We start from the raw sequence: 25,922 nt of genomic DNA on the forward strand, positions 1-25,922 counted from the left end.
AATAATAGGGATGGCGACCAAATACCCCAACCCTTTCGACCGCGGTCGTCCCAACGCCCCCGTGGTTGAACCGCTGGCCGCCGTGAAAGCGTCGGCCAACACCATCACGCACGCGGCCGGCCACAAGAACATGCAGCAGCTGATCCAGCTGCGCTGGATCGCCGTGATCGGCCAGATCACCACCATCGCCGCCGCCTCGCAGCTGCTGAACGTGCAGCTGCCGATGCCGGCCATGCTCAACGTGCTGGCCTGCCTGATCGCCTTCAACATCGCCAGCACCCTGCGCTGGCAGGAAAACCAGGTCGTCTCCAACAACGAACTGCTGCTGGCGCTGACGGTGGACGTCGCCAGCCTGACCGCCCAGCTCTACCTCAGCGGCGGCGCCACCAATCCCTTCGTGTTTCTTTACCTGCTGCACGTGATCCTGGGTGCGGTGCTGCTCGAGGCATGGTCGACCTGGACCATCGTGGCCGTCACCGGCGCCTGTATCGCCTGGCTGGCGCTGTTCTCCGAACCGTTGCGGCTGCCTCAAGACCACGAGCGCGGCATCCTCAGCCTGTATGTGCAGGGCATGCTGGTCTGCTTTATCCTCGACGCGGCGCTGCTGGTGGTGTTTATCAGTCGTATTACACGCAATATGCGCACCACGGCCGCCAGGCTGGCGGCGCTGCACCAGCGCGCGGCCGAGGAAGAGCACATCATCCGCATGGGCCTGCTGGCCTCCGGCGCCGCGCACGAACTGGGCACGCCGCTGGCCACGCTGGCCGTCATCCTTGGCGACTGGAAACACATGCCCGAGTTCAAGGGCAACCCGGTGTTGCTCGAGGAGATAGCCGAGATGCAGACGCAGCTCAAGCGCTGCAAGTCCATCGTCAGCGGCATCCTGCTGTCGGCCGGCGAGGCGCGCGGCGAATCGTCGGCCGCGACCACCATCAACACCTTCCTCGACGAGGTGGTGGCCGAGTGGCGCATCGGCCGTCCCGTGGTGGCGTTCGAATTCGAAAACCGCATCGATCCCGACCTGCCGGTGGTGTCCGATTCGACGCTCAAGCAGATGATCTGCAATGTGCTGGATAATGCGCTGGAGGCCTCGCCGCAGTGGTTGCGCATGGAGGCCAGCCGCGAGGAAGACGCGCTGGTGCTACAGGTGACCGACGCCGGTCCGGGCTTCGCCGAGGCGATGCTGGCGCAATTCGGCAAGCCGTACAACTCCAGCAAGGGACGACCGGGCGGCGGGCTGGGGCTGTTTCTGGTGGTGAACGTGGCGCGCACCCTGGGTGGCGCCGTCACCGCCAGTAATCTGGAGCAGGGTGGGGCGATGGTGCGGTTGACCTTGCCGTTGTCGGCCATCGAAATCAAATCGGAACAAGCTCAACATGACTACTGAAGAACAACGTTTGCTATTGCTGGTCGAAGACGATGCGGCGTTCGCCCGCACCCTGAGCCGTTCGTTCGAGCGGCGCGGCTACAAGGTGCTGCTGGCCGAGAACGTCGACGAGACCAGCGCGGTGCTGGTGGAGCACTCGCCCGGCTACGCGGTGGTCGATTTGAAATTGAAGGGAAACTCGTCCGGACTGGCCTGCGTGCAGATGCTGCACCAGCACGACCCGGAGATGCTGATCGTGGTGCTGACGGGCTTCGCCAGCATCAACACGGCGGTCGAGGCGATCAAGCTGGGCGCCTGCCAGTACCTGGCCAAGCCGTCCAACACCGACGATATCGAGGCCGCGTTCGAGCACGTGGCCGGCGCGGCAGAGCTGGAACTGACCAACCGTTCGACGTCGATCAAGACGCTGGAGTGGGAGCATATCCACACGGTGCTGGCGGAAACCGACTTCAATATCTCCGAAGCCGCACGCCGGCTCGGCATGCACCGGCGCACACTGGCGCGCAAGCTGGAAAAGCAGCGGGTGAAATAATGGCACAAGCCGCTGGCGCCTCCGCAGGCGCTTCGTTTCAGGGCGCTGGACCTGAGCCGGAACCGCCACCGGCACTCACGGACCGGCTATTTTTCGCGGTCGTGCCGGATGCCGCCGCGATTGCCGAAATCAAGCTGCTGACGGCGTCATTGAGAACCCGTCACGGCTTGCGCGGCCGGCCGCTCGCCGACGCCAAACTGCACGCGACCTTGTGCTTCCTTGGCGGCTTTCCCGGCGTGCCGGCCGGTTTGATCGCTCGGGCCGGGCAGGCGGCGGCTTTGGTGGCGGCTGCCACGCAGGAGTTCGAGGTCGCCTTCGACGCGGCGCAGTCGTTCGTCAACCGCGCACGCCACCGGCCGTTCGTCCTGACCGGCGGTGATGGCGCGGCCCACCTGAAGGCCCTCTACAAAAATCTGGCGCAAGCGCTGCTCGAGGTCGGCATCGCGAGCGGCTCGCGCACCTACACACCGCACATTACCCTGCTATACGACGACTTCGCTGTCGTCCCGGAGCCCGTGCCGGCGATCCGCTGGACCGTGCGGGAATTGGTGCTGCTGCACAGTCGGATCGGCCAAAACCAGCCATGCTACTCGGAGCTGGCGCGATGGCGGCTCTCAATAAAGTAGATTCTCCGCAAATTATGCGGTACATATCTAGAGCGTGCGGTGAATGCGGCCCACGGCCCTGCGCGACGTCACCGATTTGGTCATGCGCGGCGTTCTGCGTAAAATGGATGCAGGAGGACGCAATACAGCTTACGCGTTGACCGAAATCGCACCATAATCGCCGAAGGTGAGACCACCATGTTGATCAGACGTTGCGCCGTGCTGTTTGTCGAACCCCGCGAGGATCTCGATATCGATTGGTCCTCGCTGTTCGCGGGTGAGAGCGCGCTGGGCGCGACGGTGCGCTGGATCGCGCTGGCGCCGCACCTGGGTACGGAGATCGAGATCGGCACCGACGAGATGCTGGCACTGGGTGCCATCAGCCTGACGTTGTGGCAGGATCGCGCCGTCTGCGAGCAGCGGTCGTCGCCAGACGTCATTGCACGGTTGCTGGAACTTGGGCTGCTGCTCTGCGATGCGCCGGAAGGCGCGGCGATGCGCGAACGCGACGAAGTGCTGCGTTCGCAGCACTGGCGCCCCTTGTCGGCGACCGCGCACATGTTCAGCCGCTGGGGCGATATGCGGGTCGACAAGGGCATGCAGTTTCCCAGCTTCGAAGAGCTGGTGGAGTCGTATGGCACGCCGCCCGGACCGGCGGTGGAGCGCGGCGTCGGCGCCGCCGATGAGCTGCCGCTGCCGGCGCCGGAGCGCGCCGGCTTGGACGAGACGCTTTTCAAACGCTACACCGGTCGTAACTTCGACGCGGTCGCCACGCTGCCGCTGGCCACCGCATCGCGGCTGCTGCAGCGCGCCTTCGGCTCGCAGGGGCAGCGCGAGATGGCGCCCGATGCCTTTGTGTTGAAAAAACTGAGCCCCTCCGCCGGCGGACTGCATCCGACCGAAGCTTATGTGCTGGCGCAGCGCGTGGAGGGCGTGGCGCCGGGGCTCTACCACTACCACCCGGTGCGGCATGCGCTGGAGCCGCTGGCGGCGATGGATACCACGCAAACGGCGGAACTGGCGATGCGCATGGTGGCCGATCAGGATTGGTTTGTCGATGCGCCGATGATGGTGGTGCTGGCCGCGCGCGTGGAGCGCAATTTTTGGAAGTACCGCAATCATGCCAAGGCATATCGGGCGCTGTTGCTGGATGCCGGACACCTGTCGCAGACGTTTTATCTGCTGGCGACGGAGGCGGGGCTGCCGGCCTTTGTGACGGCGGCGGTCAATGAGGTCGATATCGAGCGGGCTTTGGGACTCGATCCGCTGAAGGATATGGTGGTGGCGGTTTGTGGGTGCGGCGCGGCGTCGGGCGCGCAGGATACGGTGGAGATGCGGTACGAGCCTTGAGCCGCCGGTGTCGCCGCCATCGCGGATTACGCTTCGCTAATCCGCGCTACGTGTTTATGATGTCTGGATCGCGACTATTTTCCTGACTATGAAAACACTCTTTTTGATGCCGATCGTTTTGTTCGCCGGATGCGCGTTTGCCGACGCACCGTCAGCCACTTGGGACAAGCAGGCCAGCGGTGTCGCCGCCCGGCTGCGCGGCGTGAGCGCCGTCGACGACAGCGTGGCATGGGCCAGCGGGTCGGGTAACGCCGTGCTGCGCACCGCCGATGGTGGCGCCACCTGGCGCAGTCTCACGCCGCCGGTCGACGCGCAGGCGACGCCGCTGGATTTCCGCGATATCGACGCCGTCGACGCCCGCACCGCCTACCTGTTGAGCATTGGGCCTGCGGCCGCGTCACGCATCTTCAAGACCACCGATGCCGGCGTCACGTGGACGCAGCAGTATGTCAATCCGGACCCCAAGGGGTTTCTCGATGCGATGACGTTTTGGGATGCCGACAACGGCCTGGTGATCGGCGATGCGATCGATGGCCGCCTGCAGATTCTGCGCACCGCCGACGGCGGCGCCACATGGACCAAGATTCCGGCCACTGCGCTGCCGCCGGCGCTGCCGAACGAGGGCGCGTTCTCCGCCAGCGGTTCCAACATCGCCATGGCCGGCCGCGACGACGCCTGGATCGCCACCGGCAGCCGGGTGCTGCACACGGGCGATCGCGGCAAAACCTGGAGCGTGGTGCAGGCGCCGCTCGATAGCAGCGAGTCGGCCGGCATCTTCTCGATCACCTTCCGCGATGCGCTGCATGGCGTGATCGTCGGCGGAGACTACAAGCAGGAGGGCGCAGCCGTCAACAGTGCCGCCGTCACCAGCGATGGCGGCAAAAGCTGGTCGCTGGTGCGCGAAAAAGGATTGTCCGGTTACCGCTCGGCGGTGAAGTATCTGCCCGGCGGCGGAAAGTCGCTGGTGGCGGTCGGCCCGTCGGGCGCCGATCTGTCGAGCGATGATGGCCGGACGTGGACGCCGCTGGCCTATCCGGCCTCGGTCGGCGGCTTCGACGCGATCAGCTTTGCCGCTGGCCGCAAGACGGCTTGGGCCAGCGGCAACAAGGGAGCGCTCGCGCGGGTGACATTCGACTGAGGCACGGCTGCGCGGTCAACGCTGGCCGGACAGGAAGAACGGAATCGCGCCGGCGGCGTTTTCGAGTTTGCCTTTGATCGCATGGCGATTGGCGGCGAGGACTTTCTTCGACGGCAGGCTGCGCACGGCCGGAATCCGGGCGGCGTCAATGCGGATGCCCAAGCCGCCGAGCGCCGTGTGCGGATCGTTCAGGAAGCTTTGGCGGAAGACGTCATCGCCGGCGAGTTTGGACAGCAGCAGGTCGAGATCTTGTGGGGAATGCGAGGCCATGTGATCACCTTTCGTGTGAGAGGGCAGGTTGAAGCGTATCAATACGCAAGTTCATGCTAGGCCAAAGCATGAGCCACCTCAAGAAATTTCAACATAGCAAAATGCAAGTCGGATGGGGCGCTACTTGCCGCCGGCGAGGATGGCGCCGGTTGTTTGCTTAGCGACTTCTTCATGCGCGCTGTGCATCACAATGTCGAATGCCTGCTCGAAATCGCTCAACAACCGGGGCAACGCGGGTTCGCGCTCCCTGAGATGCTCCTCCAGCGCGGTTGCCGTGGCAAAAAGGTCGGGCGCGGAAATGTTTCCTGCCGCACCACGGATCTTGTGCACGAGATCGGCCGCCCGTGCCGGATCGCCGGCGTCGATTGCATCATGAATGTGTTGCAAAGTGGCCGCGAAATCCTGTGCGAACAGGCTTAACAGCCGCGTCAGCAGGGCGCTGTGGCCGCCCAGCCGTTCCAGCGCCGCCTCCATGTCGATGCCCGGACGCGCGTGCGGGGACGCAGCCCTCGTCGCCGGCGCCAGGCCTGCGTCGCGCGGCGACTCGCGATCGTCCGGCGGCGCGCGTCCCGCGTCGTGCGGCACCCAGGTGGCCAGCACCGCGTACAGCGTGTCGGGGTCGATCGGCTTGGTGACGTAGTCGTTCATGTCCATGCTCAGGCACCGCTCGCGGTAGCCGGCCACCGCGTGCGCCGTCATGGCGATGATCGGCAGCGCGGCGTGGCGCTCGTCGGCGCGTATCAGCGCCGTGGCCTGGTAGCCGTCCATGTCGGGCATCTGTATGTCCATCAGCACCGCGTCGTAGCGGCGCGCCTGGACCATGCGCGCCGCTTCCTCGCCGCTGCCGGCCAGGTCGACGCGGACGCCGGCGCGCTGCAGGATTTCGCTTGCCACCTGCTGGTTGATGCTGTTGTCGTCGACCACCAGCACCTGCGCGCCGCGTATGCGCTGCACCGCGAACGACGGCGGCGCTGACAGCTTGACGGCGGGCTGTCCGGCGTCCAGGCCGAGCGCAGTCATGATCGCGCTGCGCAGCAAATAGGGATTGGCCGGCTTGTCGATGAAGGGCATGCGGCGGGTCTGCTCGGCGACCTCGATATCGTGATCGCGCGCATAGGCGGTGACCATGAGGATGGCCGGCACGCCGGAAATGGCTGGATCGTCGCCGATGCCGCGCAGCGTGGCGATGCCGTCCATGTCCGGCATGTCGGCGTCGATCAGCAGCACGTCGCAAGGGGCCAGCCGCAGCGCGGCGATGGCCGCCGCGCCGGAGGCCACGGCGCGTGCCCGCAGGCCCAATGCGCCCAGCTGTATCGTCAACATGTGGCGCGCCGCTTCGCAATCGTCGACCACCAGCACGCGCTTGCCCAGCACCTGCGCCGGTACCGGAGGCAGGCGCGGGGTCTGGTCGGCGGCCGGTTGCAGCTGCACCGTGAAACTGAAGCTGCTGCCGACGCCAGGCTCGCTGTCGACGGCGATGACACCGCCCATCTTGCGCACCAGCTGCTGCGAGATCGCCAGTCCCAGTCCGGTGCCGCCGTACAGGCGCGTGGTGCTGGCGTCGGCCTGGGCGAAAGCCTGGAACAAACGCGCCTGCTGTTCGCCGCTGATACCGAGGCCGCTGTCTTCGACGGTGAAGCGCAGCGCCAGCGCGCCCGCGGCCATGTCGGTGGCGGCGACGTTCGGGTCCAGCTCCACCCGCAGTTCGATGTGGCCGCGCGCAGTGAACTTGAGCGCGTTGCCGACCAGGTTGACCAAGATCTGGCTCAGACGCAGCGGATCGCCCAGCAGGTTGGCCGGCACCTCCGGGGCCGACCAGATCACCAGTTCGAGCCCGCGCTCGGCGGCACGCCACGAGAACAGGTCGGCCAGCTGGTTGAGCGTGTCGGGCAGGTCGAAGGGCAGCGCCTCCAGTTCCAGCTTGCCCGATTCGATCTTCGAGAAGTCCAGCACATCGTTGATGATCTCGAGCAGGCTTTGGCCGGCGCGGCCGATCTTGCGGAAGTAGTCCAGCGGCTGCGGCGGCAGGTCGAGGTGGGTGCCCAGGCCGGCGAAGCCGAGGATGGCGTTCATCGGCGTGCGGATCTCGTGGCTGATGTTGGCCAGGAATTCGCTCTTGGCGCGGGTCGCCGCTTCGGCGTTGGCGCGCGCCTGTTCGATCATGCGCAGCGCCCGCGCCTTCTGGTAGGCCGATACGAAGGGCTCCTTCAGCGCCTTGAGCAGATCGAGGTCGCTCGCCTCGAATCTGGTCGGGTACTGGTAGTTCTCGAAAATCAGATAACCCTCGACCTGGCCGTCGATCACCACGCGCACCGCCAGCATCGCGCAGACGTCGCCCGGCAGCGGATTGCGATGGTGGATTTCGAAGATGTCCGGCGCGATCATGGCGTCGGGCGGGGCGTAGCGCAGCTCGGCCTGGCGCAGGTCGACGCTATAGGCGTCGGCGGCGGCGTCGATGCGGCCCCAGGCCGCGTGCAGCGTCAGCGTCTCGGTGCCGGCTTCGCGCACCAGCGCCAGGGCCGAGTCGATGCCCTTGATGACGGTTGATTCCTGCAGGATGGTCTGCAGCAGCGCGTCGAAGTCCAGCTGCTCGTTGATCGATTTGACGATGGCGTTGAGCTTTTCCAGATGCCTGGTGCGCGAGTAGACCAGCGCCTGCAGGGCCTCGCCCTTGTTGTGCAGCTGCCGGACGCGCCAGCGCATCAGCGCCCACGCCAGCAGGCACGCGGCCAGCAGGTAGCCGGACCTGGCCCACCAGGTTTGGTGCCAGGCCGGCAGCACCACCACCCGCAGCGACAGCTCGTCGACATTCCACAGGCCCTCGCGGTTGCTGCCGCGCAGGCGCAAACGGTAGGTGCCCGGCGGCAGGCTGTTGTAGCCGGCCACGCGGCGGCTTGCGTCGGCCTCGGTCCAGCGCCGGTCGAAGCCTTCGAGCAGGTAGGCGTAGCGGTTGCGCTGGGGCGCGGAGTAGTCCAGCGCCGCCAGTTCGACCTCGAAGTTGCGCGAGTCCGGCGTCAAGGTGAGGGTCGGACCTTCGGGCGCGCTAAGCTGGTCCGGCGTCAGCGCGCGCTGGTCGACCCGCACGGCGCTGATGACCAGCGGCGGGCGGTAACTCCAGTCGTTCAGGCGGCCGGAATACACCACCGCCATGCCGGAGGTGGCGCCGAACAGCAAATCGCGCTGGTCGGTGACGGTGCTGGCGCCGATGAAGAAGGTGCGGAACGCCAGGCCGTCGGGGCGGGCCAGCGCGCGCGCCTTGAGCGTGGTGACGTCGACCACGGCGATGCTGTCCGAGGTGGCGGCCCAGATGCGGCCGGCGGCGTCCGGCCGCAGCGCCATGATGGTGCCGGTCGATAGTCCCTCGGCGACGCCGACGCGTTCGAATATAGGCGTGCCCCGAGCGTCGCGTCCCGTCATCACGCAGATGCCGCCGCCGTAGGTGCCCACCCACAGCCTGCCGCGGCCATCGATCGCCAGGGAACTGATGACGGCCTCGGAGAGCGCGGTGGGAACGGCCGGCGCGGCGGTGATCTGCTCCACCTTGCCGCTGGCCGGATCGAGGCGATTGAGGCCATTGCGGGTGGCGATCCACAGCGTGCCGTCGCCGTCGGGCACCACGGCGTGGATGCGGTTGTCGGTCAGGCCGCCGCTCTCCGCCGGCCCCTGGATGTAGCGTTTGATGGTGCCGGCGGCGACATCGTAGCGCAGCAGGCCCTCGAAAGTGCCGAGCCACAGTTGGCCGTCGCGCCGCAGGATGGTACCGATGCGCGGATATTGAAGCTCCTGCGGCAGCGCGACGCGCTTGACGGACCGCCCGGCGCCGCTGGTGCGGTACAAACCGAGTTGGGTGCCGATCCACGCTTCGCCCGGCTCGGCCTCGGCCAGCGCCAGCACCACGCGGTTGGGCAGCGCTGTTTCGGGCTGGTGCGAGTCGGGACGCAGCGCCGCGCGCCGCGCGCCGTCGGTCGCCACCACGTCGACGCCCTGGTCGGCCAGCGCGATCCACACCTCGCCGCGGCTGTCGGTCATCAGCGCGGTGACCGCCGCCTCCAGCTTGCCCTCGCCGCCGAACACCGAGTCGATGCTCTCGCTGTGCGGATCGTGGATGTCGACCCCGCGCTCGGTGCTGACCCAGATCATGCCGCTGCGGTCGCGCAGCAGCGCGGCGGTACGGTCGTTACTAAGGCTAGGCGGAACCGCCGGCTGGTGCAGTATGCGGTTGCTGCGGCCCGTGGCAGCGTGATATTCGACCACGCCGCCGCCGTAGGTGCCGGCCCACCAGGTGCCCGGCGTGCTCTCGACGACCGACAGCACCATGTTCGATTCCATGTCCGTGACGCCCTTGAGCGCGATCAGGCGGCCGCTGTCGGCCAGCGGATCGACGGTGCCGATGCCGCTTTTGAGCGTGCCGAAGCCGATCTGTCCCCGGCTGTTTTCGCCCAGCGCCAGGACCGTGTCGCTCCAGCCGCCGTGGCCGGGGGCGCCGACCGGGATGGTGGCGATGGCGCCGCCGGGCTTCATCCGCGCCAGGCCGGCGCCGGTGCCGATCCACAGGTTGCCCGCGCGGTCCACCAGCAGCGCGCGGATCTGGTTGTCGCGCAGGCCCGGCGCCGTCTCGCGCGTGTGGTTTTGCACGGTGCCGGCGATGGCGTCGTAGAATTTGAGACCGGTGGGCGTGCCGATCCAGAGATTGCCCTTGGCGTCGCTGGCGATCGCGCTGACCAGTCCCTGGTTCAACTCCTCGTTGACGCGGACGAAGTGTTCCTTGCGATTGTCATACATTGCCAGGCCGGCTGCGGCGGTGCCGACCCAGAGGCGGCCGCGCGGGTCGACGTGCAGGGTTTGAATGAAATCGCCTGGAAGGCTGGTGGGGTCGGTGCCGCTGTGGTGGAAGCTGCGCACGCGATAGCCATCCCAGCGCGCAAGTCCGCTCTGGGTGCCGATCCAGATATAGCCGTCGCCATCCTGCGCCAGCGCCATGCTGACCGGATGCGGCAAGCCTTGTTCGAGTCCGAGATGCTCGAACAATGGTGTCGCCAGCCTGTCCCACCGCTCGGGGCCTGCGTTCGCGGGTGCGAACCACAGCGCGCCGGCGACGAACCACAAGCAGGCAGCCGGCGCGAAGGCGGCGCGGCACAGCGGGACGCGGCGGCATAGCCGGCGCAGAGCGGCAAAACAGGCATGCAGCGATAGGGCATGGACGTTCAAATCAGGGCACTTTCCCGGCGAGTGATTATCAGCATACGGAATAGCCGGCCGAAAGTCCATGCTTGCGGCGCGAATTCGCCGCCCCTTGTACAATCGCTCGAGCATCGCCTTACAAGGAACCCGCAAGATGAAACCTCAACTCCTGGTGCTGGCCGCCAGCCCCTCCGCCGCCGTCATGGAACAACTGGACACGCACTTTCAATGCCACCACGCTTGGCGTCAGCCGCGCGAGGCGCAGCCCGATTACATACGCGGCGTGGCCGCCGGTGTGCGCGGGCTGCTCACCACCGGCGCGATCGGCGTCGGTCCGGCGCTGCTGGAGCAGTTGCCGGCGCTGGAAATCGTCGCCGTCAACGGCATTGGTACCGACGCGGTGGCGCTGGAGGCCACGCGTGCGCGCGGCATCGCCGTCACCAACACCCCCGGCGTGCTGACCGACGACGTGGCCGATCTGGCGCTGACGTTGTTGTTGGCGGCGGCGCGGCGTCTGCCGGCGCTGGATCGCTACGTGCGCAGCGGCGCCTGGGAGGCGGGGCAGCCGCTGGCGCCCACGCGCGCCCTGCGCGGCAAGGTCTGCGGCGTGTTCGGCTTCGGCCGCATCGGCCAGGCGGTGGCCGCGCGGGCCGAGGCCTTTGGCATGCGAACGCTGTACTTCCAGCCGCGGGCGATCGCCGGCGTGCCCCAGGAACGCAGCGCCTCGCTGCTGGACCTGGCGCGGGCCAGCGACTATCTGGTGGTGTGCGCTCCTGGCGGCGCGGCCACCCGGCACGCGATCGACGCCCCGGTGCTGGCGGCGCTGGGGCCGGAGGGCACGCTGGTCAACGTCGCGCGCGGCTCGCTGGTGGACCAGCAGGCGCTGATCGCCGCGCTGCGCGACGGCGTGCTGGGTATGGCGGCGCTGGACGTGTTTGACGACGAGCCGCGCGTGCCGTCCGCGCTGCGCGAACTCGATAACGTGGTGCTGGCGCCGCACGTGGGCAGCCTGACGGTGGAGACCCGCCACGCGATGGGCCAACTGGTCGTGGACAATCTGGTGGCGCACTTCGATGGGCGGCCGCTGTTGACACCCGTGGTATAGATTGCCTTGCGGTAATTAAGGTGTCATATTCGCGGGGTATAGTGATTAATGTCGATGTTATAACATTAATTACTTGGAAGAACTTCCGCGATGAAATTCCCTCAATTGAAGACCGGCGCGCGGGTGCTGGCATCGTTCGCCGTGCTGTTGTTGGCGATGGCCTGCATGTCGGCCGTATCGCTATGGCGTCTGCAATCGGCCAACGACACCGCAACGTCGCTGGTCGATGAAAAGCTGGCCAGGCAGCAGTTGACGTCGGAGCTGCTCGGCGTGGCCGAGCTCAATGGTTTGCGGGCGATGTCGATCGCCCGCAGCGACAGCCTGGAGGTTGCTGACATCTTCCAGGCGCAGTTGGTCGCCGGCGAAAAGGTGGCGGCGGCGATGGAGCGCCAATTGGCCGCGCTGCCCGCCGACGCCGCAGAACAAGCATTGCTGCTTGCCGTCGGCGCCAGGCGCGCGGCATACCTGTCCTTGCGCGCCGATTTGTTCAAATTGAAGGACGGCGGACGGATACAGGAAGTGTCCGACCTGCTCGACACCCGCTTTGCCGTCGCCTTTAACGCTTATACCGGCACGCTGCAAAATCTTCTGGCGTATCAAACGCAGCAAGCGAGGACGATGGCGGCGCTGTCGGCCAGCCAGTATCGCGCCAGCCGCGCGCTGTTGATCGGCCTTGGCCTGGCGACGCTGGCGCTGGGCGCGTTGCTGGCGTGGATGCTGACGCGCAGTATCGTGCGTCCGCTGACCCGGGCGGTGGCGCTGGCCGAACAGGTGGCGGACGGCCAACTGCATGTCGTGATAGCGCACGGACGGGGCGACGAGATCGGCCAGTTGTTCGACGCGTTGAGCCACATGACCGGGCGCCTGGCGCAGACGGTCGGCCGCGTACGCGATGGCGCGCTGGCGATCGACGCGGCGTCGCGCGAAATCGCCACCGGTAATATGGATCTGTCGCGCCGCACCGAGCATCAGGCCGGGGCGCTGCAGGAGACCGCGTCGGCGATGGTGGAACTGACGTCGGCGGTACGCGAAAACAGCGGCAACGCGCGGCAGGCCAACGCACTGGCCTTGTCGGCGTCGGAGGTGGCGGGCAAGGGTGGCAAGGTGGTGTCGGAGGTGGTGCGGACGATGGCCGGTATTAACGACTACGCACGCAAGATCGTCGACATCACCGGTGTGATCGACAGCATCGCCTTCCAGACCAATATCCTGGCGTTGAACGCCGCCGTCGAAGCGGCGCGCGCGGGCGAGCAGGGGCGCGGCTTCGCGGTGGTGGCTTCCGAGGTGCGCAGTCTGGCGCAGCGCTCGGCGGCGGCTGCCAGGGAGATCAAAAAACTGATCAACGACTCGGCCGGGCAAATCGCCAGCGGCAGCGCGCTGGCCGAACACGCCGGCGAGACGATGGACGAAATCGTGCAGAGCGTGCGCAAGGTCACCGCCATCATGGCCTCGATCAGCAGCGCCAGCGCCGAGCAGGAACACGGCATCGGGCAGGTCACGGCCGCCATCGGCGAGATGGACGGCGTCACGCAGCAGAACGCCGCGCTGGTCGAGGAAGCGGCAGCGGCGGCCGCCGCGATGCAAGCGCAGGCAAAGGCGTTGGCGCAGCTGGTCGGCTCCTTCAAAACCGACGCCACCGGTCCCGAAGCACCGATGGCCGGTAAATCGACCATACCCCGGATCGGCGTAGGACGGATCAGCATGGCGTAATCCGCCATGCATGCGTCGCGGCGGCCCCTGCGTTGGAGGATATTGCTGTAAGCTAACAGGTTAAGCCCACCTTAACCTCGACGCCCCGCCCATGTCCGCTCCCAAATCCGCCTCCGGCACCCCGCCCATGTTCAACCTGGCATGGCCGCTGCTGGTCGAACTGGGATTGGCGATAGGCGCCGGCGTGGTCGGCACCGCGCTGGCCTCGCGCATCTCGGACGCCGCAGGCGGCGCCTTCGCGATCGCCAGCCAGGTATCGGCCACGTTGTTCATCCTGTTCCGCATCATCGGCGCCGGCGTCAGCGTGGTGGTGACGCAAAATCTCGGCGGCGGCCAGCGTGACGCCGCCGACAAGGTGGCCCGCGCGGTGGTCGGCGCCAGCACCTGGGTCGGCGCGGTCGCCTCGCTGGCCGCGCTGTTGGGCGCCGGCGGCCTGCTACATCTGCTCAACGCGCCGCCGGAGGTCTTCCCGCTGGCCGCGCCGCTGTTGATGGCGCTGGCGCCGTCGCTGCTGTTCGACGCCTGGAACGCCTCGATGGCCAGCGTGATGCGGGCCCACTTGCGCACGCGCGACACGCTGCTCGTGCTGATCGCCATGCACGCCAGCCATCTGGCGCTGGCCATCCCGTTGATGTACGGCTGGGGACCGCTGCCCGCCATGGGGCTGCCCGGGTTCGCGGCGGCGCTGGCGGTAAGCCGCGCCATCGGCCTGTCGCTGCATCTGTGGCTGTGGCGCATCCACCTCGGCGTGACCATGGTGGCCAGCGACTGGTGGCGCCTGCCGCGCCGCGAACTGGCGGCGGTGCTGCATATCGGCCTGCCCGGCGCGGCCGAGAACATCGCTTACCGACTCGCGTTCATGTTCAGTGTCGCGACGGCGGCGCAACTGGGCGCCACCTCGCTCGCCACCCAGGCCTACGTTCTGCAGTTGATGGGGGGCGTGATGATGTTCAGCATCGCCACCGGGCTGGCGGTGGAAATCGTGGTTGGATACCTGATCGGCGCGGGCGACCTGCGCGAGGCGCACGCCGTGGTGCGGCGCGCGCTCAAAATCGGGCTGGTGGCGTGCGTGGCGATCGCCGCGGCCGCCGCGCTGGCCGGCCGCTGGTTGCTCGGCTGGTTCACGCAGGACCAGCACATCATCGACGCCGGCATCACGCTGTTGTGGATCACGGTGCTGCTCGAACCGGGCCGCACTTTCAACCTGGTGGTGATCAACGCCTTGCGCGCGGCCGGCGATGCCCGTTTTCCGGTGATGGCAGGGGCCTTGTCGATGCTGCTGGTACTGGCCGGCGGCAGCTGGGTGCTGGGCGTGGTGATGGGCTGGGGGCTGGTAGGCGTGTGGATCGCCTATGTCGCCGATGAATGGATACGCGGCTTGATCATGTGGCGCCGTTGGCAAACCCACGCCTGGGTGCCGCACGCGCGGGCCTCGCGCAAACGGTTGCGGCCAATGATCGTGGTCGAAGGATGAAAAAACGCCCGGAGATCGGTTCGATCGGCGGGCGTCTGGGCCGGACCTTGTTTTGTGCACCTTGTTCGGCGCACCGTTTTACTGCACGGTGAGGATCACCTTCACGGTGTCGTCCACTTGCGACTTCTCGATGTAGCCGATGGCGGCGGGGTCCGACGCCACGGCCTTTTTCACCTCGGCGCTGGAGGCATATTCCTTGGGCGCGCTGGCCTTGCCGGTGAAGACCAGCTTCGACCAGATGGCCTTGACCTGCGTCGCATCCTTGTCCAGCACCTTTTTATAGAACTCGTTGCGCAGCGCGCCGTCGGTGTGTTCGACAGGCGTGAACAGGCTCGATTTACCGAGGAAGAACTGGCCCGCCTGCTCGCTGAACATGCGCGTGGCCGGGTTCTTCGGATTGACGATCACCACGATCTCCGCCGCGAAGGACGGCGCGGCGAAAGCACAAATGCCCGCCGCCAGCAGCAACTTGCCGATAGTCGTTTTCATATGGTTCTCCTCAGAAGACGAAATCGATGGCGGCCGCATAGACATTCACCGTGCTGCCCGCAAAGCCAGGCTTGGGGTTGACGAAGTAGCCGTCGCCGTCACGCGTCTTGACGCGATCCATCTGCACCTTGAACGCCGCCGATTTGTAGAAGTCCCAGCGCAGGCCGATCGCGGTGCTCGATTGCAGACCCGCCTTGAGCGCACTGTTGGCGCCAGCCGTCAGCGGTGCCAACGGACCGGTGGTCGGCAGCGTCGAGAAGCTGCGTATGCTGTCCTGTTTCACGTCGCCGTGCATCACGAACGGCACGAATTTGTCCCAGCGGTAGCCCAGCATCACATACCAGGACGTGGTGTCGTGCACCAGACGGGTGTCGGTTTTGCGCTTCGCGAATTCGGCCATACCGATGATGTTGCGGTAGTCCATGCTGATGCCGGCGGAGTTGAACGTGCCGGTGACGTCGCGCGACGGAATCTGCGCCAGGATGCCGCCCATGTTCAGCGCCGTGAATGCGGTGTTGAGCGTCCGGACGTTGGGGCTGTCGTTGATGGTCAGCTTGGTGCGCGAGTGGCCGAGGCGGTAGGTGAAGGGGCCGTTCTCCAGTAGCACCTGCGCCGCCATGGCCGGTTTGAAGTCGACCCCCACGCCATCCTCCAGCCGCACTTTGGCCCTGCCGATGCCGAATTGCGCGGTGATGGTGCTGTCGCCGAACGCGTGCTGGTAGGTGATGTCGCCGCCGTCGGCGCTGTCGAACGGTACCTGGCGATAGACTTCCGTCGGCGGGCGCAGCATGGTGTTGGCGTAGCCGACGTTGCGCACGTCCGAGATCATATAAACCGGCAGGCCGACGCGCCCCAGGCGCACGGAGAAATCGTCGTTGACCTTGAACTTGGCGAAGGCCCAGGTCAGCTCGGCGCCGTAGCTGTCCTCGTCGCCGTACTTGCGCACCAGTCCTTGCGCGGTGAACGAAATAGTCTCGCTTAATTTTCCAGTGACTTGCAATCCCAGGTTGGAATCGACGCCGGTGCGCCAGTGCTTCGCGGCGCCGCTGGCCTGGTTCAGGCGCGAAAACTCGGCTTGGTCGGTGTCTGTCCGGGTCAACGCGCCGGTGCCGAAACCGCTGACGGTGATCGGCAAGGTGTCCTGCGCGTAGGCCGTGGCGCAGAAAGCGCCAAGGATCGCCAGTGCCATCAGCGACTGGATCGCGGGCGTGAATGCCGGGTTGGCGGCTAAGGTGCGGTTTGCGAGCTTGGTTCGATTCATTGTGTACCCTCCGGTGGTTGCGCCTGGACGTATTGGTCGTCCCTGTCGTCTTTTTTAGTGTGGCCCGGAAGGCATTGATGTGGGGCAGATTTGTACGAAAATGTCACAAATACGTTGTTCACAGGCAACGACTAGCGATATGGGATCGTGATCCTGTGACGGAAACGGCAAGCTTTCCTACGCCATGTCCGCGATTTTTCATGTAGTTCGCCGGGCTGGCCGGCGGCCGCGCAAGACACATATTTGGCCGCCATGCCGGGGAATGTCAGCGATCGCCGTCGTGCGGCTGCGCGGGCAAGTGGCGCTGGATCGCGCGCAGCATTTCTTCGACGTCGATCGGCTTGGCGATGAAGTCGTTCATGCCCGACGCGATGCACTGCTCGCGCTCCGAAGCCATCACGCCGGCCGTCATCGCCAGCACCGGGAGCGTGAGCTTCAGTTCCGAGCGAATCAGGCCGGTCGCCTCGAAGCCGTCCATCTCGGGCATCTGCACGTCCATCAGCACCAGATCGTAGCGCTGCGATTCGGTGCGCAGCAGATCGACGGCGGCACGGCCGTTGTCGACTGTGTCGATGGTAGCGCCGGCATAATCGAGCATGCTTTTGGCGACCAGCTGATTGATCGGATTGTCCTCCACTAGCAGAATACGCGCGCCGTCGATGCGCAGGCCGGGCGCCGGCGCCGTGGCGGCAGAGGGCGCCGTCGTCGCTGCCGATTCGGTGGATGGCGCGGAACCCGGCGCCGCCGTCGCACCTGCATCCCCCCGGTCCGTCGCCGATGCCTGGCGGGCCGCGCGCGCCAGCCGCACGGTATCGTGCAGGCGCTGGCCGGTGACGGGTTTAAGCAGCACCGCGTCGGCGCTTTGCGCGCCGTCGGTGTGCAGCAGCTTGCCCTGGCCGAAGGCGCTGACCATCAGGACAATGGGCGGCGCGTCAGTGGATGCCGCGCGTATCGCCTCCATCGCTGTCAGGCCATCCATGCCTGGCATGTTCCAGTTCAGCAGAACGGCGTCATAGCGGCCCTGCGACCCGCGCAGCAATGTCAGCGCCTGCTCGCCCGAGCCGGCGCAGTCGCAGCGCCAGCCTTGCGCGCGGATCGTCTTGCACAGATAGCGGGCGCTGAGCGGGTGATCGTCGACCACCAGCAGATGCGGCGCCCGCGCGCCGACCGCTTCGTCGGGCGTGGACGCGTCGGCGCGCAGCATCGGCACCGTCAGCACGAACTCGCTGCCGACGCCCGGCGTGCTGCGCACCTCGATCGCGCCGCCCATCAACGCGGCAATGCGGCGCGAGATCGCCAGTCCCAGTCCGGTGCCGCCGAAGCGGCGCGTCATCGAGGCGTCGGCCTGGGAAAAAGGCGCGAACAATTGCGCCAGGCTGTCGGCCTGGATGCCGATGCCGCTGTCGCTGACAGTGAAGCGCAGCATGGCTGAGGATCCCGCCGGTGTGCCGTTGGCGACGGGCGCCAGCTCCACCAGCAATGCCACCGAACCCTTCTCGGTGAACTTGATGGCGTTGCCGACCAGGTTGACGAGGACCTGCTGCAGCCGGTGGCCGTCGCCGACCAGCGCCTGCGGCACGCCGGGCTCGATGCCGATTGCCAGCTCCAGGTCCTTCTCGCCGCCGTTGACGGTCATGATGTTGGCCAGCGCCTCCAGCACGGCGCCCAGTTGGAACGGCGCCGGCGACAGCTCCATGCGGCCCGCTTCGATCTTGGAGAAGTCCAGCACGTCGTTGAGAATGCCGAGCAGCGAGTTGCCCGAGCTGCGTATCATCTCGAGGTACCTTTGCTGTTCGGGCGTGAGCGGCGTATTGTTCAATAAATGCGTCATCCCCAGCACGGCGTTGAGCGGGGTGCGGATCTCGTGGCTCATGTTGGCCACAAACTCGGTCTTCGCGCGGCTGGCCGCTTCGGCCAGGTCGCGCGCTGCGATCAGCGAGCTTTCCGACTCGCGCAGCGCGCCGGTCATTTGCCGCGCCAGCGCGGTGGCGTAGACGTGGCGCGCCGTCAGCGCCCGCACCACGCCGAAGAACAACAGGCTGATGATGACGCCGGCCAGCAGCACGATATGCGATTTCTGGCGATCGATGGAGCGTTCGAAGGCAGGCAGCGATGTGAAACGCAGCGTCCAGCGGTGCTGCAGCAGCTCGAGCGGCAACTCGCGGATGAAGGGATTGGGGTAATGCCGCCGGTCGTTTTCGGTGCGGTCGGCGGCGCTGGCGTAAAGCCTGGCCCTGGAGTCGACTTCGTCGCCGTCGAAGATCTCCAGCCGGATAGCGTGCGTGTCGGCGTGGTTGTCCGGGCGGTTGTCCGACCCGGGGCCGAGCAGATTGTGCATCAGTTCCTCGGCCAGGATTGGACTGTAGGCGTACCCTTGCAGCGCCGCCATGCGCTGCTCCGGCGTCGCGTCCGGGGATAATCGGGCCTGTTGGCGGTAGACCGGGAAGTACATCAGAAAACCCGGCTTGTGACCTTCGCGCGCGCTCTGCACCAGTTCCACCTTGGCGCTCAGCGCCGGCATGCCCGAGCGCGCGGCGTTGCGCAGCGCGGCCTTGCGGATCGGTTCCGAGTACATATCGTAACCGAAGGCGCGGCGATTGCGCTCGTCGAAAGGCTCGAGGTAGTACACCGGCGCGGTCGCCGGCGGCGGCTGCGCGGCGTCGGCGGGATTAAGCGACCAGATACGAAACTCCGGATAGCCCTCCTGGCGCACTTGCCGCTCCAATGCGGCGCGCTGGTCGTGACGCAGGAACACGGCGTAGCCCAGCCCCATCACGCCAGGGAAGTTGTTTGCCAGGTCAAGGCCGGCGGCGAAGTCGCGCCACTGCGCGCGCGTGGGTTCCTGCTGGGCCTTGAACAGCGCCTGGGCGCCGCGCAGTCCCGACTCGTAAAGATTCATGCGCTGGACGATGTTCTGGGCGATTTCGTCAGCCTCGGCGTTGAACCGTTCTCGCGCGCGCCGCTCGGTGTCGACCGCCACCAGATGCCACACCAGCACCGTCAGGCCCACCCCCACCAGCAGCGTCGCCCATTGCGTGGCGCTGTGCTCCTGGACGGTCGTCCGCAGCCGTTGCCGTTCGCTGGCGTCGGCGCTCAGCACCAGTCCAATCAGGCAGCACAACACGATAAAGCTGTCGAGCGAGATCAGCGCGTCGTTGAGGGTGCCGGAGGCGAACGGACCGAGGCCGTTGACGGTGCCCAGCACCGCGCCGGCGGCGGCGCACATGTAGACGGCGCTGGCGCCGCGCAGGCCATAGCGATAGGCCGCCCAGGCCACGCACAGGACGAAGAGATAGGGCAGCCAGCCGAGATGGTCGCCCGGCGAGTAGGCGCGGAAAAAGACAATGGCGATCAGCGCAAGCACCGCCGTCAGCGACAGCACCAGCTCCGGCGCGGCGCGCCAACCCAACGGCCTCGATCGATCGACCAGCCAAACAATGATGGCCGGCGTCACCAGCAGCACGCCGGCGGTGTCGCCGACCCACCAGGTCAGCATGACGGTGGCGTAGGCGTTGGCGCTGGTCAGACCGAAAAGCAGCAGGGTGGTGGTGCCGATGCCGGCGCTCACCAGGCACATGATCATCGCGATCAGCGCGAACTTGTACACGTTCTGCAGCTGCCCTATCGGCTGGGTGACGTCGGCGTAGCGGCTTATCAGCCAGGCGCCAGCCAGCGCCTCGAGGGTATTACCGGCGGCGATGGCGCCCGAGGCCAGCGCCAGGGTGCCACTCAGGGCCAGGCCGTTGGCGTGGAAGGTGGCGAGGTTGGCGGCGAAGGCTCCCAGCATGATAGCCGGCCATGCACGATACCCGATCAACAGGATGGCGGCAAAGGCGATGCCGGATGGCGGCCAGACGGGGGTGGCGTTGGTGTTCGCGAATGCCAGCAGCAGGCTGGCGCGGGCCACCAGCGCGTAACAAAGTGCCAGCAACCCCAGCCCAAGCAGCCGTTTCGGGGTGTTCGGCGTTCCCTCCTCCCCGGTCCAGGCGGAGAACAGGGAGCGCTCGGATGCGGCAGGGGAATCCTTATCGTGACCTACGCGCATGGCGGCATGTGGTGAATTATCAGTGGCACCCGGTCACTATATCGTATTGCGACCGGTTTGCGCCGGGTTTCAACATTTCGCGCCGTTGGCACGCATTTCGCGCCGCGATCGTGCTGTTCGTCGCAGCGGCGCCCGACGCCGATCGCGTCTGGCTACAGTGGAGTCCTCACCACCTGCCATTCCATAGCCAACGGAGCCCGATATGACATGCCACACCGCGACAGCCTTTCTCGCCTTCCTGTTTTCTGCCAGCGCCGCCTGCGCCGCCGACCTCACCATCGCTGTCGATGGTGTCGCCAACGCCGAGGGACAGGTGATGGTAGCCCTGTACAACACCGCCGACACCTTCCGCGCCAAGCCCTATCGTGCGGTGATGGCTCCCGCGACGGCGGGCACGGTCAAGCTGGAGATCAAAGAGCTGCCGGCCGGCGAGTACGCGTTCGCGATCTATCACGATGCAAACAACAACGGCAAAATGGATGTCAACGCGGTCGGCATACCGGTCGAGGACTACGCCTTCAGCAACAACGCCATGGGCAAGCGCAGCGCGCCCAGCTTCCAGGACGCGCGCTTCGAACTGCCCGCCGGCGGCGTCACCGTTGGCGTCAACCTGCGCTGATGGGGGACACGATGAACCAACGCCGTCAATTCCTTTCCCGTGGCGCGGCCCTGGCCGCACTTGGTCTGTCCGCCGGCGCCTCGCGCGCAGACAGCGAGACCTCCCGCCGCTTCCACCAGGCGCTGGAGCGCGATCCGCGCCTGTCGTTTTACGCCGATGCCAGTGGCGAGCTGGCCGGCGAGGCGGTGGTGCGGGGCAGCATGCCGACGGACCTGAACGGGGTGTTCTTCCGTAACGGGCCGGGACGTTTCGAGTTGGGCGGCGAACGCTATCACCATTGGTTCGACGGCGACGGCTTTGCGCAGCGCTGGCAGATCGACGGCGGCAAGGTCGCTCACTGTGGCCGTTTCGTGTTGACCAAAAAATTCGACGAGGAGGCCAGGGCGGGACGCTTTCTGTATCCGGCATTTGGCACCCATATCGACCGGCGGGCAGTGAAAAACAATGACAGCGTCAACGTCGCCAACACCAATCTGCTGCCGTTCAACGGCGCCGTGTACGCATTGTGGGAGGGCGGCTCGGCGATCGAGCTCGATCCGCAGACGCTGGCCACCCGCGGCGTCAAGACCTGGCGCGCCGATCTGAAGGCGATGCCTTTCTCCGCCCATCCGAAAATCGATCCTGACGGCGGGCTTTGGAACTTCGGCAACGCGCCGGGCGCCGACCGGCTGGTCATCTATCGCCTGAATGCCGGCGGCGAGGTGACGCGCACCGCCATCGTGCCGGTGCCGCAATTGAACATGGTGCATGACTTCGTCGTCAGCGGCCGCCATTTGATTTTCCTGGTGCCGCCGTACGCGATGGACGCCGATGCCGGTCTCAGTCTGGCCGAGCGCCTGCGCTGGGACGGCGCCGATCGGCCGCTGCGCGCGGTCGTCATCGACAAGAACACGCTGGAACTGCGCCAGGTGTTCGAGCTGCCCGCCCGTTCCATTTTCCATCTCGGGAACGCGTTTGAGGACGGTGCCTGCACCCGGCTGGACGCAGTGCTGCACGAAGGCGATATCCTGCCCGATCCGGCCTTGCCGATGGGCGGAGAAATGCGCGAATACCGCGAGGACCGCAGCGCCACGGTGCACATCACCCTGGACTATGCCAGCGGCCAGGCGCGCGAGGCGCGCTTGTTCGGTGTGAGCGAATTCCCGCGCGTGGCGCCGCAGGTGGTGTCCACGCGCCACCGCAAGCTGGCGGTGCTCGGCGCCGACGGCGTCGGCAAGGATCTGATCCTGAATACCGTCAATCTGATCGACACCGACAGCGGCAAGGCCGATAGCTATGCCTTCGGCGCCGGATGGCACCTTGAGGAGCATGTGCTGGTGCCCCGGCGCGGGGCGCGTTCGGAGACCGACGGCTATCTGGTCGGGGTGGCGCAGGACACACGGCGCGGCCAGACCGTGCTGACGGTGTTCGATGCGCACAACATCAAAGCAGGTCCAAGGGCGCTGGCGCGATTGTCTTATCGCGCGCCGGTTTGCTTTCATGGTAACTTTCTGGCGACATGAATACACCACACGACACCACCACCGGCCGCAGGCCGCCACCGATCGCGCATCCGCTCGAAGTCATTCCGGTTTTCCGGCGCTGGCCATCCTCGGTGCCCCGCAATGCGCTCTACACGATCATCTTCAGCTGCCTGGTGGCGCTGGCGCTGACGGCGGTCGACAAGGCCGGCGGCGCGAGCGATGCAGCGTTGCGCAGTGAATTTCCCGGCACGCTGGTCATCTCGAACCTGATCGGTGCGATGGTCTACGGCGGCATGCTGGTGCTCAATCGCTTGCTTGATGGCTGGGTGGCCCGCCTGCGCGGCCCACGGCGCATGCTGTTCTATGTGGCGCTGATGTCGGCCAGCGTGCCGCTCGGTATAGGCCTGGGCAATGTGCTGCTGAACGGGACCAATCCCCTGCTGGTGTGGGCGCAACGCGGCGTGTGGTTGTATTCGCTGGCGACGGCGGTATTTGTCGCATGCTTCATGTATCTGGTTCATCGGAGCGGGGAGATACGATTGCAGCAGGCGATGGCGACGGCGCGCAACAATGAGTTGATCGCCTCCAGCCAGCGGCTGCTGGCCGAAGCGCGCCTGCGTGCCTTGCAGGCGCAGATCGAGCCGCACTTCCTGTACAACACGCTGGCCAATGTGGTTGGCCTGATCGGCACGCAGCCGTCACGCGCGCAGCATATGCTGGAGCGCTTCATCGACTACCTGCGCGCCAGCCTTGCGGCCAGCCGGGGCGACCACGCGACGCTGGCCAGCGAGGCGGCCCTGCTGGCGGCGTATCTGGATGTGCTGGCGGTGCGCATGGGCGAGCGGCTGCGCTACCGCATCGACCTGCCGGATGCGCTGCGCGGCTTCGTGATCGCGCCGATGCTGCTGCAGCCGGTGGTGGAGAACGCGATCAGTCACGGGCTGGAGCCGAAAGTGGAGGGCGGCGAGATTGTCATCGGCGCGCGCGCCGTTGGGGATCGCGTGTGCGTGGAGATCAGCGATACCGGCGTTGGCCTGGCCGGTGCGGCGACAGGGTCGCGCAAGCCCGGCGGCGGCGTTGGCCTGAGCAACCTGCGCGAGCGGCTGGCTAGTTTGTACGGCGGCGCGGCTCGGGTAGAATTACTGGAAAATCAACCTTGCGGCATGACGGTGCGCCTGATGCTGCCTTTGAATGCGAGTCCGACATCGATACCTTCCACGCCCTGATAGCAGACGACGAGGCGCACCTGCGCGATTATCTGGAGGGACAACTCAACACCGTTTGGCCCGAACTGCGGGTGGTGGCCAAAGCTGCCAACGGACTCGATGCGCTGCGCCTGATCGACGAGCAGGCACCCGATGTGGTGTTCCTGGATATCCGCATGCCGGGCATGACCGGGCTTGATGTGGCGGCGCGGTTGGTGGAGGGGCGCAAGCCGCCGCACATCGTGTTCGTCACCGCTTTCGACCAGTATGCGGTGGAGGCTTTCGAGCATTCGGCGGTGGACTATTTGTTGAAGCCGGCCAGCCTGGATCGGCTGACGAAAACGGTGGCGAAGCTGAAGGCTGCGTTGCAGGCCAGGCGCGAGACGCCGGCCGCCGGCGGCGTGACGGCGGCCGCTTTGCAGGCGTTGCTGGCCCAGTTGGGTGGCGCGGCGCAGGTGGCCGCTCCCGTGGTGGCGGCCGAGCCGCTGCAATGGATACGCGCTTCGCAGGGCGATCAAACGCGCTTGATCTCGATCGACGAGGTCATCTACTTTCAGAGCAATGACAAGTACACCAGCGTGATGCTGGCCGATGGCGAGAGCCTGATACGCACGCCGATCAGCAAATTGCGCGAGCAGCTCGACGAACGGCAGTTCTGGCAGATACACCGCAGCGTGATCGTCGCGGCACGCCATGTGGCAGGCACGCGGCAGGATTTTCGGGGACGGTTGATGGTGCAGCTAAAGGGGCGTGACGAACAACTGGTGGTCAGCCGGAATTACGTGGATTTGTTCAGGCAGATGTAACCGGCGTCTGAAACACGTTGGGCGGATCAACGTAGTGTAATCCGCCCAACGTATTTACTTGGCGATTACCGGCTTTACCTTTGCCGCAGCTTCCTTGGCGCGCGCGCGGGCCGTGTCAACGTCGTCCGCCGTCGCCAGCGCCACGCCCATGCGGCGGCGTGCGAACGATTCCGGCTTGCCGAACAGGCGGATGTCGCTGCCCGGGACGCGCAACGCTTCGGCCACGCCCTCGAACGCGATGCCGGCCGCTTCGTGCTGCCCGTAGATCACGGCCGAGGCGCCCGGCGCCTTGAGCGCGACATTGACCGGCAGTCCGAGGATCGCCTTGGCGTGCAGTTCGAATTCGCTTTGCACCTGGGTCGCCATGGTGACCATGCCGGTGTCGTGCGGGCGCGGGCTCACTTCCGAGAACCACACCATATCGTCCTTGACGAACAGCTCGACGCCGAACAGGCCAAGGCCGCCCAAATCACCCGTCACCTTGCCGGCGATGTCGCGCGCGCGTTCCAGCGCCACCGGGTCCATGCGGCACGGCTGCCACGATTCGACGTAATCGCCTTGCACCTGCACGTGGCCGATCGGATCGCAGAACTGCGTTTCCACCTGGCCGTCGGCGCCGATCGAGCGCACCGTCAGCAGCGTGATCTCGTAGTCGAAGTCGATGAAGCCCTCGACGATGACGCGGCCGGAGTCGACCCGGCTGCCGGCGGCGGCATAGTCCCACGCGGCCTTGACTTCGGCGGCGCTGTCGATTTTCGACTGGCCTTTGCCGGACGACGACATGACCGGTTTGATCACGCAAGGGAAGCCGATGGCGGCGGTGGCCGCCTCCAGTTCCGCCAGGCTGCTGGCGAAGCGGTACGGCGACGTCGCCAGGCCGAGCGTCTCGGCGGCCAGGCAGCGAATGCCTTCGCGGTTCATCGTCAGCTGCGCCGCGCGCGCGGTCGGGATGCAGGTGATTTTACCGGCTTGCTCCAGCGCGGCCAGCGTGTCGGTGGCGATGGCTTCGATCTCCGGCACGATCAGGTCCGGCTTTTCCTGCTCGATCAGCGCGGCCAGCGCGGCGCCGTCGGTCATGTTGATGACGTGGGCGCGGTGCGCGACCTGGTGGCCTGGCGCGTTCGGATAGCGGTCGACCGCGATCACTTCCACGCCCAGTCGCTGCAGCGCGATGATGACTTCCTTGCCTAGTTCGCCCGAGCCGAGCAGCATGACTTTGGTGGCGGAGGGGGACAGCGGCGTGCCGAGGATGCGTGGAGTGTTCATGGTTGGTTCAGAAAAT

18 protein-coding genes are annotated in these 25,922 nt (G+C 66.4%); 12 read left to right on the forward strand and 6 right to left on the reverse strand.

Going from position 1 to position 25,922, the window contains the following annotated elements; all coding sequences use genetic code 11:
* Nucleotides 1-10 precede the first annotated feature (10 nt).
* The 5 genes from ACZ0BA_RS07595 (at nt 11) to ACZ0BA_RS07615 (ending at nt 5,012) form a co-directional block, all read left to right on the forward strand.
* The gene (locus ACZ0BA_RS07595) at nt 11-1,387 is read left to right on the forward strand and encodes an ATP-binding protein (protein ID WP_463450714.1); all 1,377 of its coding nucleotides are present in this window, start codon (nt 11-13) and stop codon (nt 1,385-1,387) included.
* Nucleotides 1,377-1,919, forward strand: a complete 543-nt coding sequence (locus tag ACZ0BA_RS07600) for a response regulator transcription factor (protein ID WP_463450715.1) — start codon at nt 1,377-1,379, stop codon at nt 1,917-1,919. Before ACZ0BA_RS07595 ends, ACZ0BA_RS07600 begins: the two co-directional genes overlap by 11 nt.
* Nucleotides 1,919-2,545 (forward strand): RNA 2',3'-cyclic phosphodiesterase, encoded by a 627-nt coding sequence (thpR, locus tag ACZ0BA_RS07605; RefSeq protein WP_463450716.1) that lies wholly within the window; start codon nt 1,919-1,921, stop codon nt 2,543-2,545. Before ACZ0BA_RS07600 ends, thpR begins: the two co-directional genes overlap by 1 nt.
* Before the next feature lie 177 nt (nt 2,546-2,722).
* A complete protein-coding gene (locus tag ACZ0BA_RS07610) occupies nt 2,723-3,874 on the forward strand; it encodes a putative peptide maturation dehydrogenase (protein WP_463450717.1) in 1,152 nt (383 codons plus the stop codon).
* Between the two features lie 88 nt (nt 3,875-3,962).
* Nucleotides 3,963-5,012 (forward strand): WD40/YVTN/BNR-like repeat-containing protein, encoded by a 1,050-nt coding sequence (locus ACZ0BA_RS07615; protein ID WP_463450718.1) that lies wholly within the window; start codon nt 3,963-3,965, stop codon nt 5,010-5,012.
* Nucleotides 5,013-5,027: 15 nt separating this feature from the next.
* On the opposite strand, the gene ACZ0BA_RS07620 is transcribed toward ACZ0BA_RS07615, so the two are convergent.
* Both ACZ0BA_RS07620 and ACZ0BA_RS07625 read right to left on the reverse strand, forming a co-directional pair.
* Nucleotides 5,028-5,282: an NHLP-related RiPP peptide gene (locus tag ACZ0BA_RS07620; protein WP_463450719.1), complete on the reverse strand. Its 255-nt coding sequence runs from the start codon at nt 5,280-5,282 to the stop codon at nt 5,028-5,030.
* A 120-nt stretch (nt 5,283-5,402) separates the two neighbouring features.
* Complete coding sequence (locus ACZ0BA_RS07625; protein WP_463450720.1) at nt 5,403-10,490, reverse strand: two-component regulator propeller domain-containing protein; 5,088 nt, start codon at nt 10,488-10,490, stop codon at nt 5,403-5,405.
* Nucleotides 10,491-10,617: 127 nt separating this feature from the next.
* Here ACZ0BA_RS07625 and ACZ0BA_RS07630 point away from each other — a divergent pair, with 127 nt between their 5' ends.
* From ACZ0BA_RS07630 to ACZ0BA_RS07640, 3 genes are all read left to right on the forward strand, one after another.
* Nucleotides 10,618-11,568: a 2-hydroxyacid dehydrogenase gene (locus tag ACZ0BA_RS07630; RefSeq protein ID WP_463450721.1), complete on the forward strand. Its 951-nt coding sequence runs from the start codon at nt 10,618-10,620 to the stop codon at nt 11,566-11,568.
* Between the two features lie 90 nt (nt 11,569-11,658).
* Nucleotides 11,659-13,278: a methyl-accepting chemotaxis protein gene (locus ACZ0BA_RS07635; RefSeq protein ID WP_463450722.1), complete on the forward strand. Its 1,620-nt coding sequence runs from the start codon at nt 11,659-11,661 to the stop codon at nt 13,276-13,278.
* 91 nt (nt 13,279-13,369) lie between these two features.
* Nucleotides 13,370-14,752, forward strand: a complete 1,383-nt coding sequence (locus ACZ0BA_RS07640) for an MATE family efflux transporter (protein ID WP_463450723.1) — start codon at nt 13,370-13,372, stop codon at nt 14,750-14,752.
* Nucleotides 14,753-14,830: 78 nt separating this feature from the next.
* Here the strand turns inward: ACZ0BA_RS07640 and ACZ0BA_RS07645 are convergent, their stop codons facing one another.
* From ACZ0BA_RS07645 to ACZ0BA_RS07655, 3 genes are all read right to left on the reverse strand, one after another.
* Nucleotides 14,831-15,241 carry a type 2 periplasmic-binding domain-containing protein gene (locus ACZ0BA_RS07645; RefSeq protein WP_463450724.1) on the reverse strand — a complete coding sequence of 137 codons (411 nt, stop codon included), beginning with the start codon at nt 15,239-15,241 and terminating at the stop codon, nt 14,831-14,833.
* Between the two features lie 10 nt (nt 15,242-15,251).
* Nucleotides 15,252-16,502, reverse strand: coding sequence for a hypothetical protein (locus ACZ0BA_RS07650; protein ID WP_463450725.1), 1,251 nt, complete (start codon nt 16,500-16,502; stop codon nt 15,252-15,254).
* 265 nt (nt 16,503-16,767) lie between these two features.
* Nucleotides 16,768-20,547, reverse strand: a complete 3,780-nt coding sequence (locus ACZ0BA_RS07655; RefSeq protein ID WP_463450726.1) for a CHASE domain-containing protein — start codon at nt 20,545-20,547, stop codon at nt 16,768-16,770.
* 202 nt (nt 20,548-20,749) lie between these two features.
* Between ACZ0BA_RS07655 and ACZ0BA_RS07660 the strand changes: the two genes are divergently transcribed.
* From ACZ0BA_RS07660 to ACZ0BA_RS07675, 4 genes are read left to right on the forward strand one after another with little or no spacing between them, the layout of a single operon-like run.
* The gene (locus ACZ0BA_RS07660) at nt 20,750-21,166 is read left to right on the forward strand and encodes a DUF2141 domain-containing protein (protein WP_463450727.1); all 417 of its coding nucleotides are present in this window, start codon (nt 20,750-20,752) and stop codon (nt 21,164-21,166) included.
* A gap of 11 nt (nt 21,167-21,177) precedes the next feature.
* Nucleotides 21,178-22,668, forward strand: coding sequence for a carotenoid oxygenase family protein (locus ACZ0BA_RS07665; RefSeq protein ID WP_463450728.1), 1,491 nt, complete (start codon nt 21,178-21,180; stop codon nt 22,666-22,668).
* Nucleotides 22,665-23,855, forward strand: coding sequence for a sensor histidine kinase (locus ACZ0BA_RS07670; protein ID WP_463450729.1), 1,191 nt, complete (start codon nt 22,665-22,667; stop codon nt 23,853-23,855). Before ACZ0BA_RS07665 ends, ACZ0BA_RS07670 begins: the two co-directional genes overlap by 4 nt.
* Before the next feature lie 20 nt (nt 23,856-23,875).
* Entirely contained in the window at nt 23,876-24,640 is a 765-nt protein-coding gene (locus ACZ0BA_RS07675) for a LytR/AlgR family response regulator transcription factor (protein WP_463454721.1), read from the forward strand.
* 54 nt (nt 24,641-24,694) lie between these two features.
* On the opposite strand, the gene purT is transcribed toward ACZ0BA_RS07675, so the two are convergent.
* On the reverse strand, nt 24,695-25,906 hold the full coding sequence (purT, locus tag ACZ0BA_RS07680; RefSeq protein WP_463450730.1) for a formate-dependent phosphoribosylglycinamide formyltransferase: 1,212 nt from the start codon (nt 25,904-25,906) through the stop codon (nt 24,695-24,697).
* Nucleotides 25,907-25,922: the final 16 nt, after the last annotated feature.

The organism is Duganella sp. AC917 (assembly GCF_979258245.1).

Excerpts from the sequence above, each read along its gene's own strand:
- ACZ0BA_RS07645 (WP_463450724.1), bottom strand. The coding sequence starts at position 15,241 with ATGAAAACGACTATCGGCAAGTTGCTGCTGGCGGCGGGCATTTGTGCT.
- purT (WP_463450730.1), bottom strand. The coding sequence starts at position 25,906 with ATGAACACTCCACGCATCCTCGGCACGCCGCTGTCCCCCTCCGCCACC.
- ACZ0BA_RS07610 (WP_463450717.1), top strand. The coding sequence starts at position 2,723 with ATGTTGATCAGACGTTGCGCCGTGCTGTTTGTCGAACCCCGCGAGGAT.
- ACZ0BA_RS07655 (WP_463450726.1), bottom strand. The coding sequence starts at position 20,547 with ATGCGCGTAGGTCACGATAAGGATTCCCCTGCCGCATCCGAGCGCTCC.
- ACZ0BA_RS07630 (WP_463450721.1), top strand. The coding sequence starts at position 10,618 with ATGAAACCTCAACTCCTGGTGCTGGCCGCCAGCCCCTCCGCCGCCGTC.
- ACZ0BA_RS07620 (WP_463450719.1), bottom strand. The coding sequence starts at position 5,282 with ATGGCCTCGCATTCCCCACAAGATCTCGACCTGCTGCTGTCCAAACTC.
- ACZ0BA_RS07600 (WP_463450715.1), top strand. The coding sequence starts at position 1,377 with ATGACTACTGAAGAACAACGTTTGCTATTGCTGGTCGAAGACGATGCG.
- ACZ0BA_RS07665 (WP_463450728.1), top strand. The coding sequence starts at position 21,178 with ATGAACCAACGCCGTCAATTCCTTTCCCGTGGCGCGGCCCTGGCCGCA.
- ACZ0BA_RS07670 (WP_463450729.1), top strand. The coding sequence starts at position 22,665 with ATGAATACACCACACGACACCACCACCGGCCGCAGGCCGCCACCGATC.
- thpR (WP_463450716.1), top strand. The coding sequence starts at position 1,919 with ATGGCACAAGCCGCTGGCGCCTCCGCAGGCGCTTCGTTTCAGGGCGCT.
- ACZ0BA_RS07595 (WP_463450714.1), top strand. The coding sequence starts at position 11 with ATGGCGACCAAATACCCCAACCCTTTCGACCGCGGTCGTCCCAACGCC.
- ACZ0BA_RS07635 (WP_463450722.1), top strand. The coding sequence starts at position 11,659 with ATGAAATTCCCTCAATTGAAGACCGGCGCGCGGGTGCTGGCATCGTTC.
- ACZ0BA_RS07650 (WP_463450725.1), bottom strand. The coding sequence starts at position 16,502 with ATGAATCGAACCAAGCTCGCAAACCGCACCTTAGCCGCCAACCCGGCA.
- ACZ0BA_RS07640 (WP_463450723.1), top strand. The coding sequence starts at position 13,370 with ATGTCCGCTCCCAAATCCGCCTCCGGCACCCCGCCCATGTTCAACCTG.
- ACZ0BA_RS07615 (WP_463450718.1), top strand. The coding sequence starts at position 3,963 with ATGAAAACACTCTTTTTGATGCCGATCGTTTTGTTCGCCGGATGCGCG.
- ACZ0BA_RS07660 (WP_463450727.1), top strand. The coding sequence starts at position 20,750 with ATGACATGCCACACCGCGACAGCCTTTCTCGCCTTCCTGTTTTCTGCC.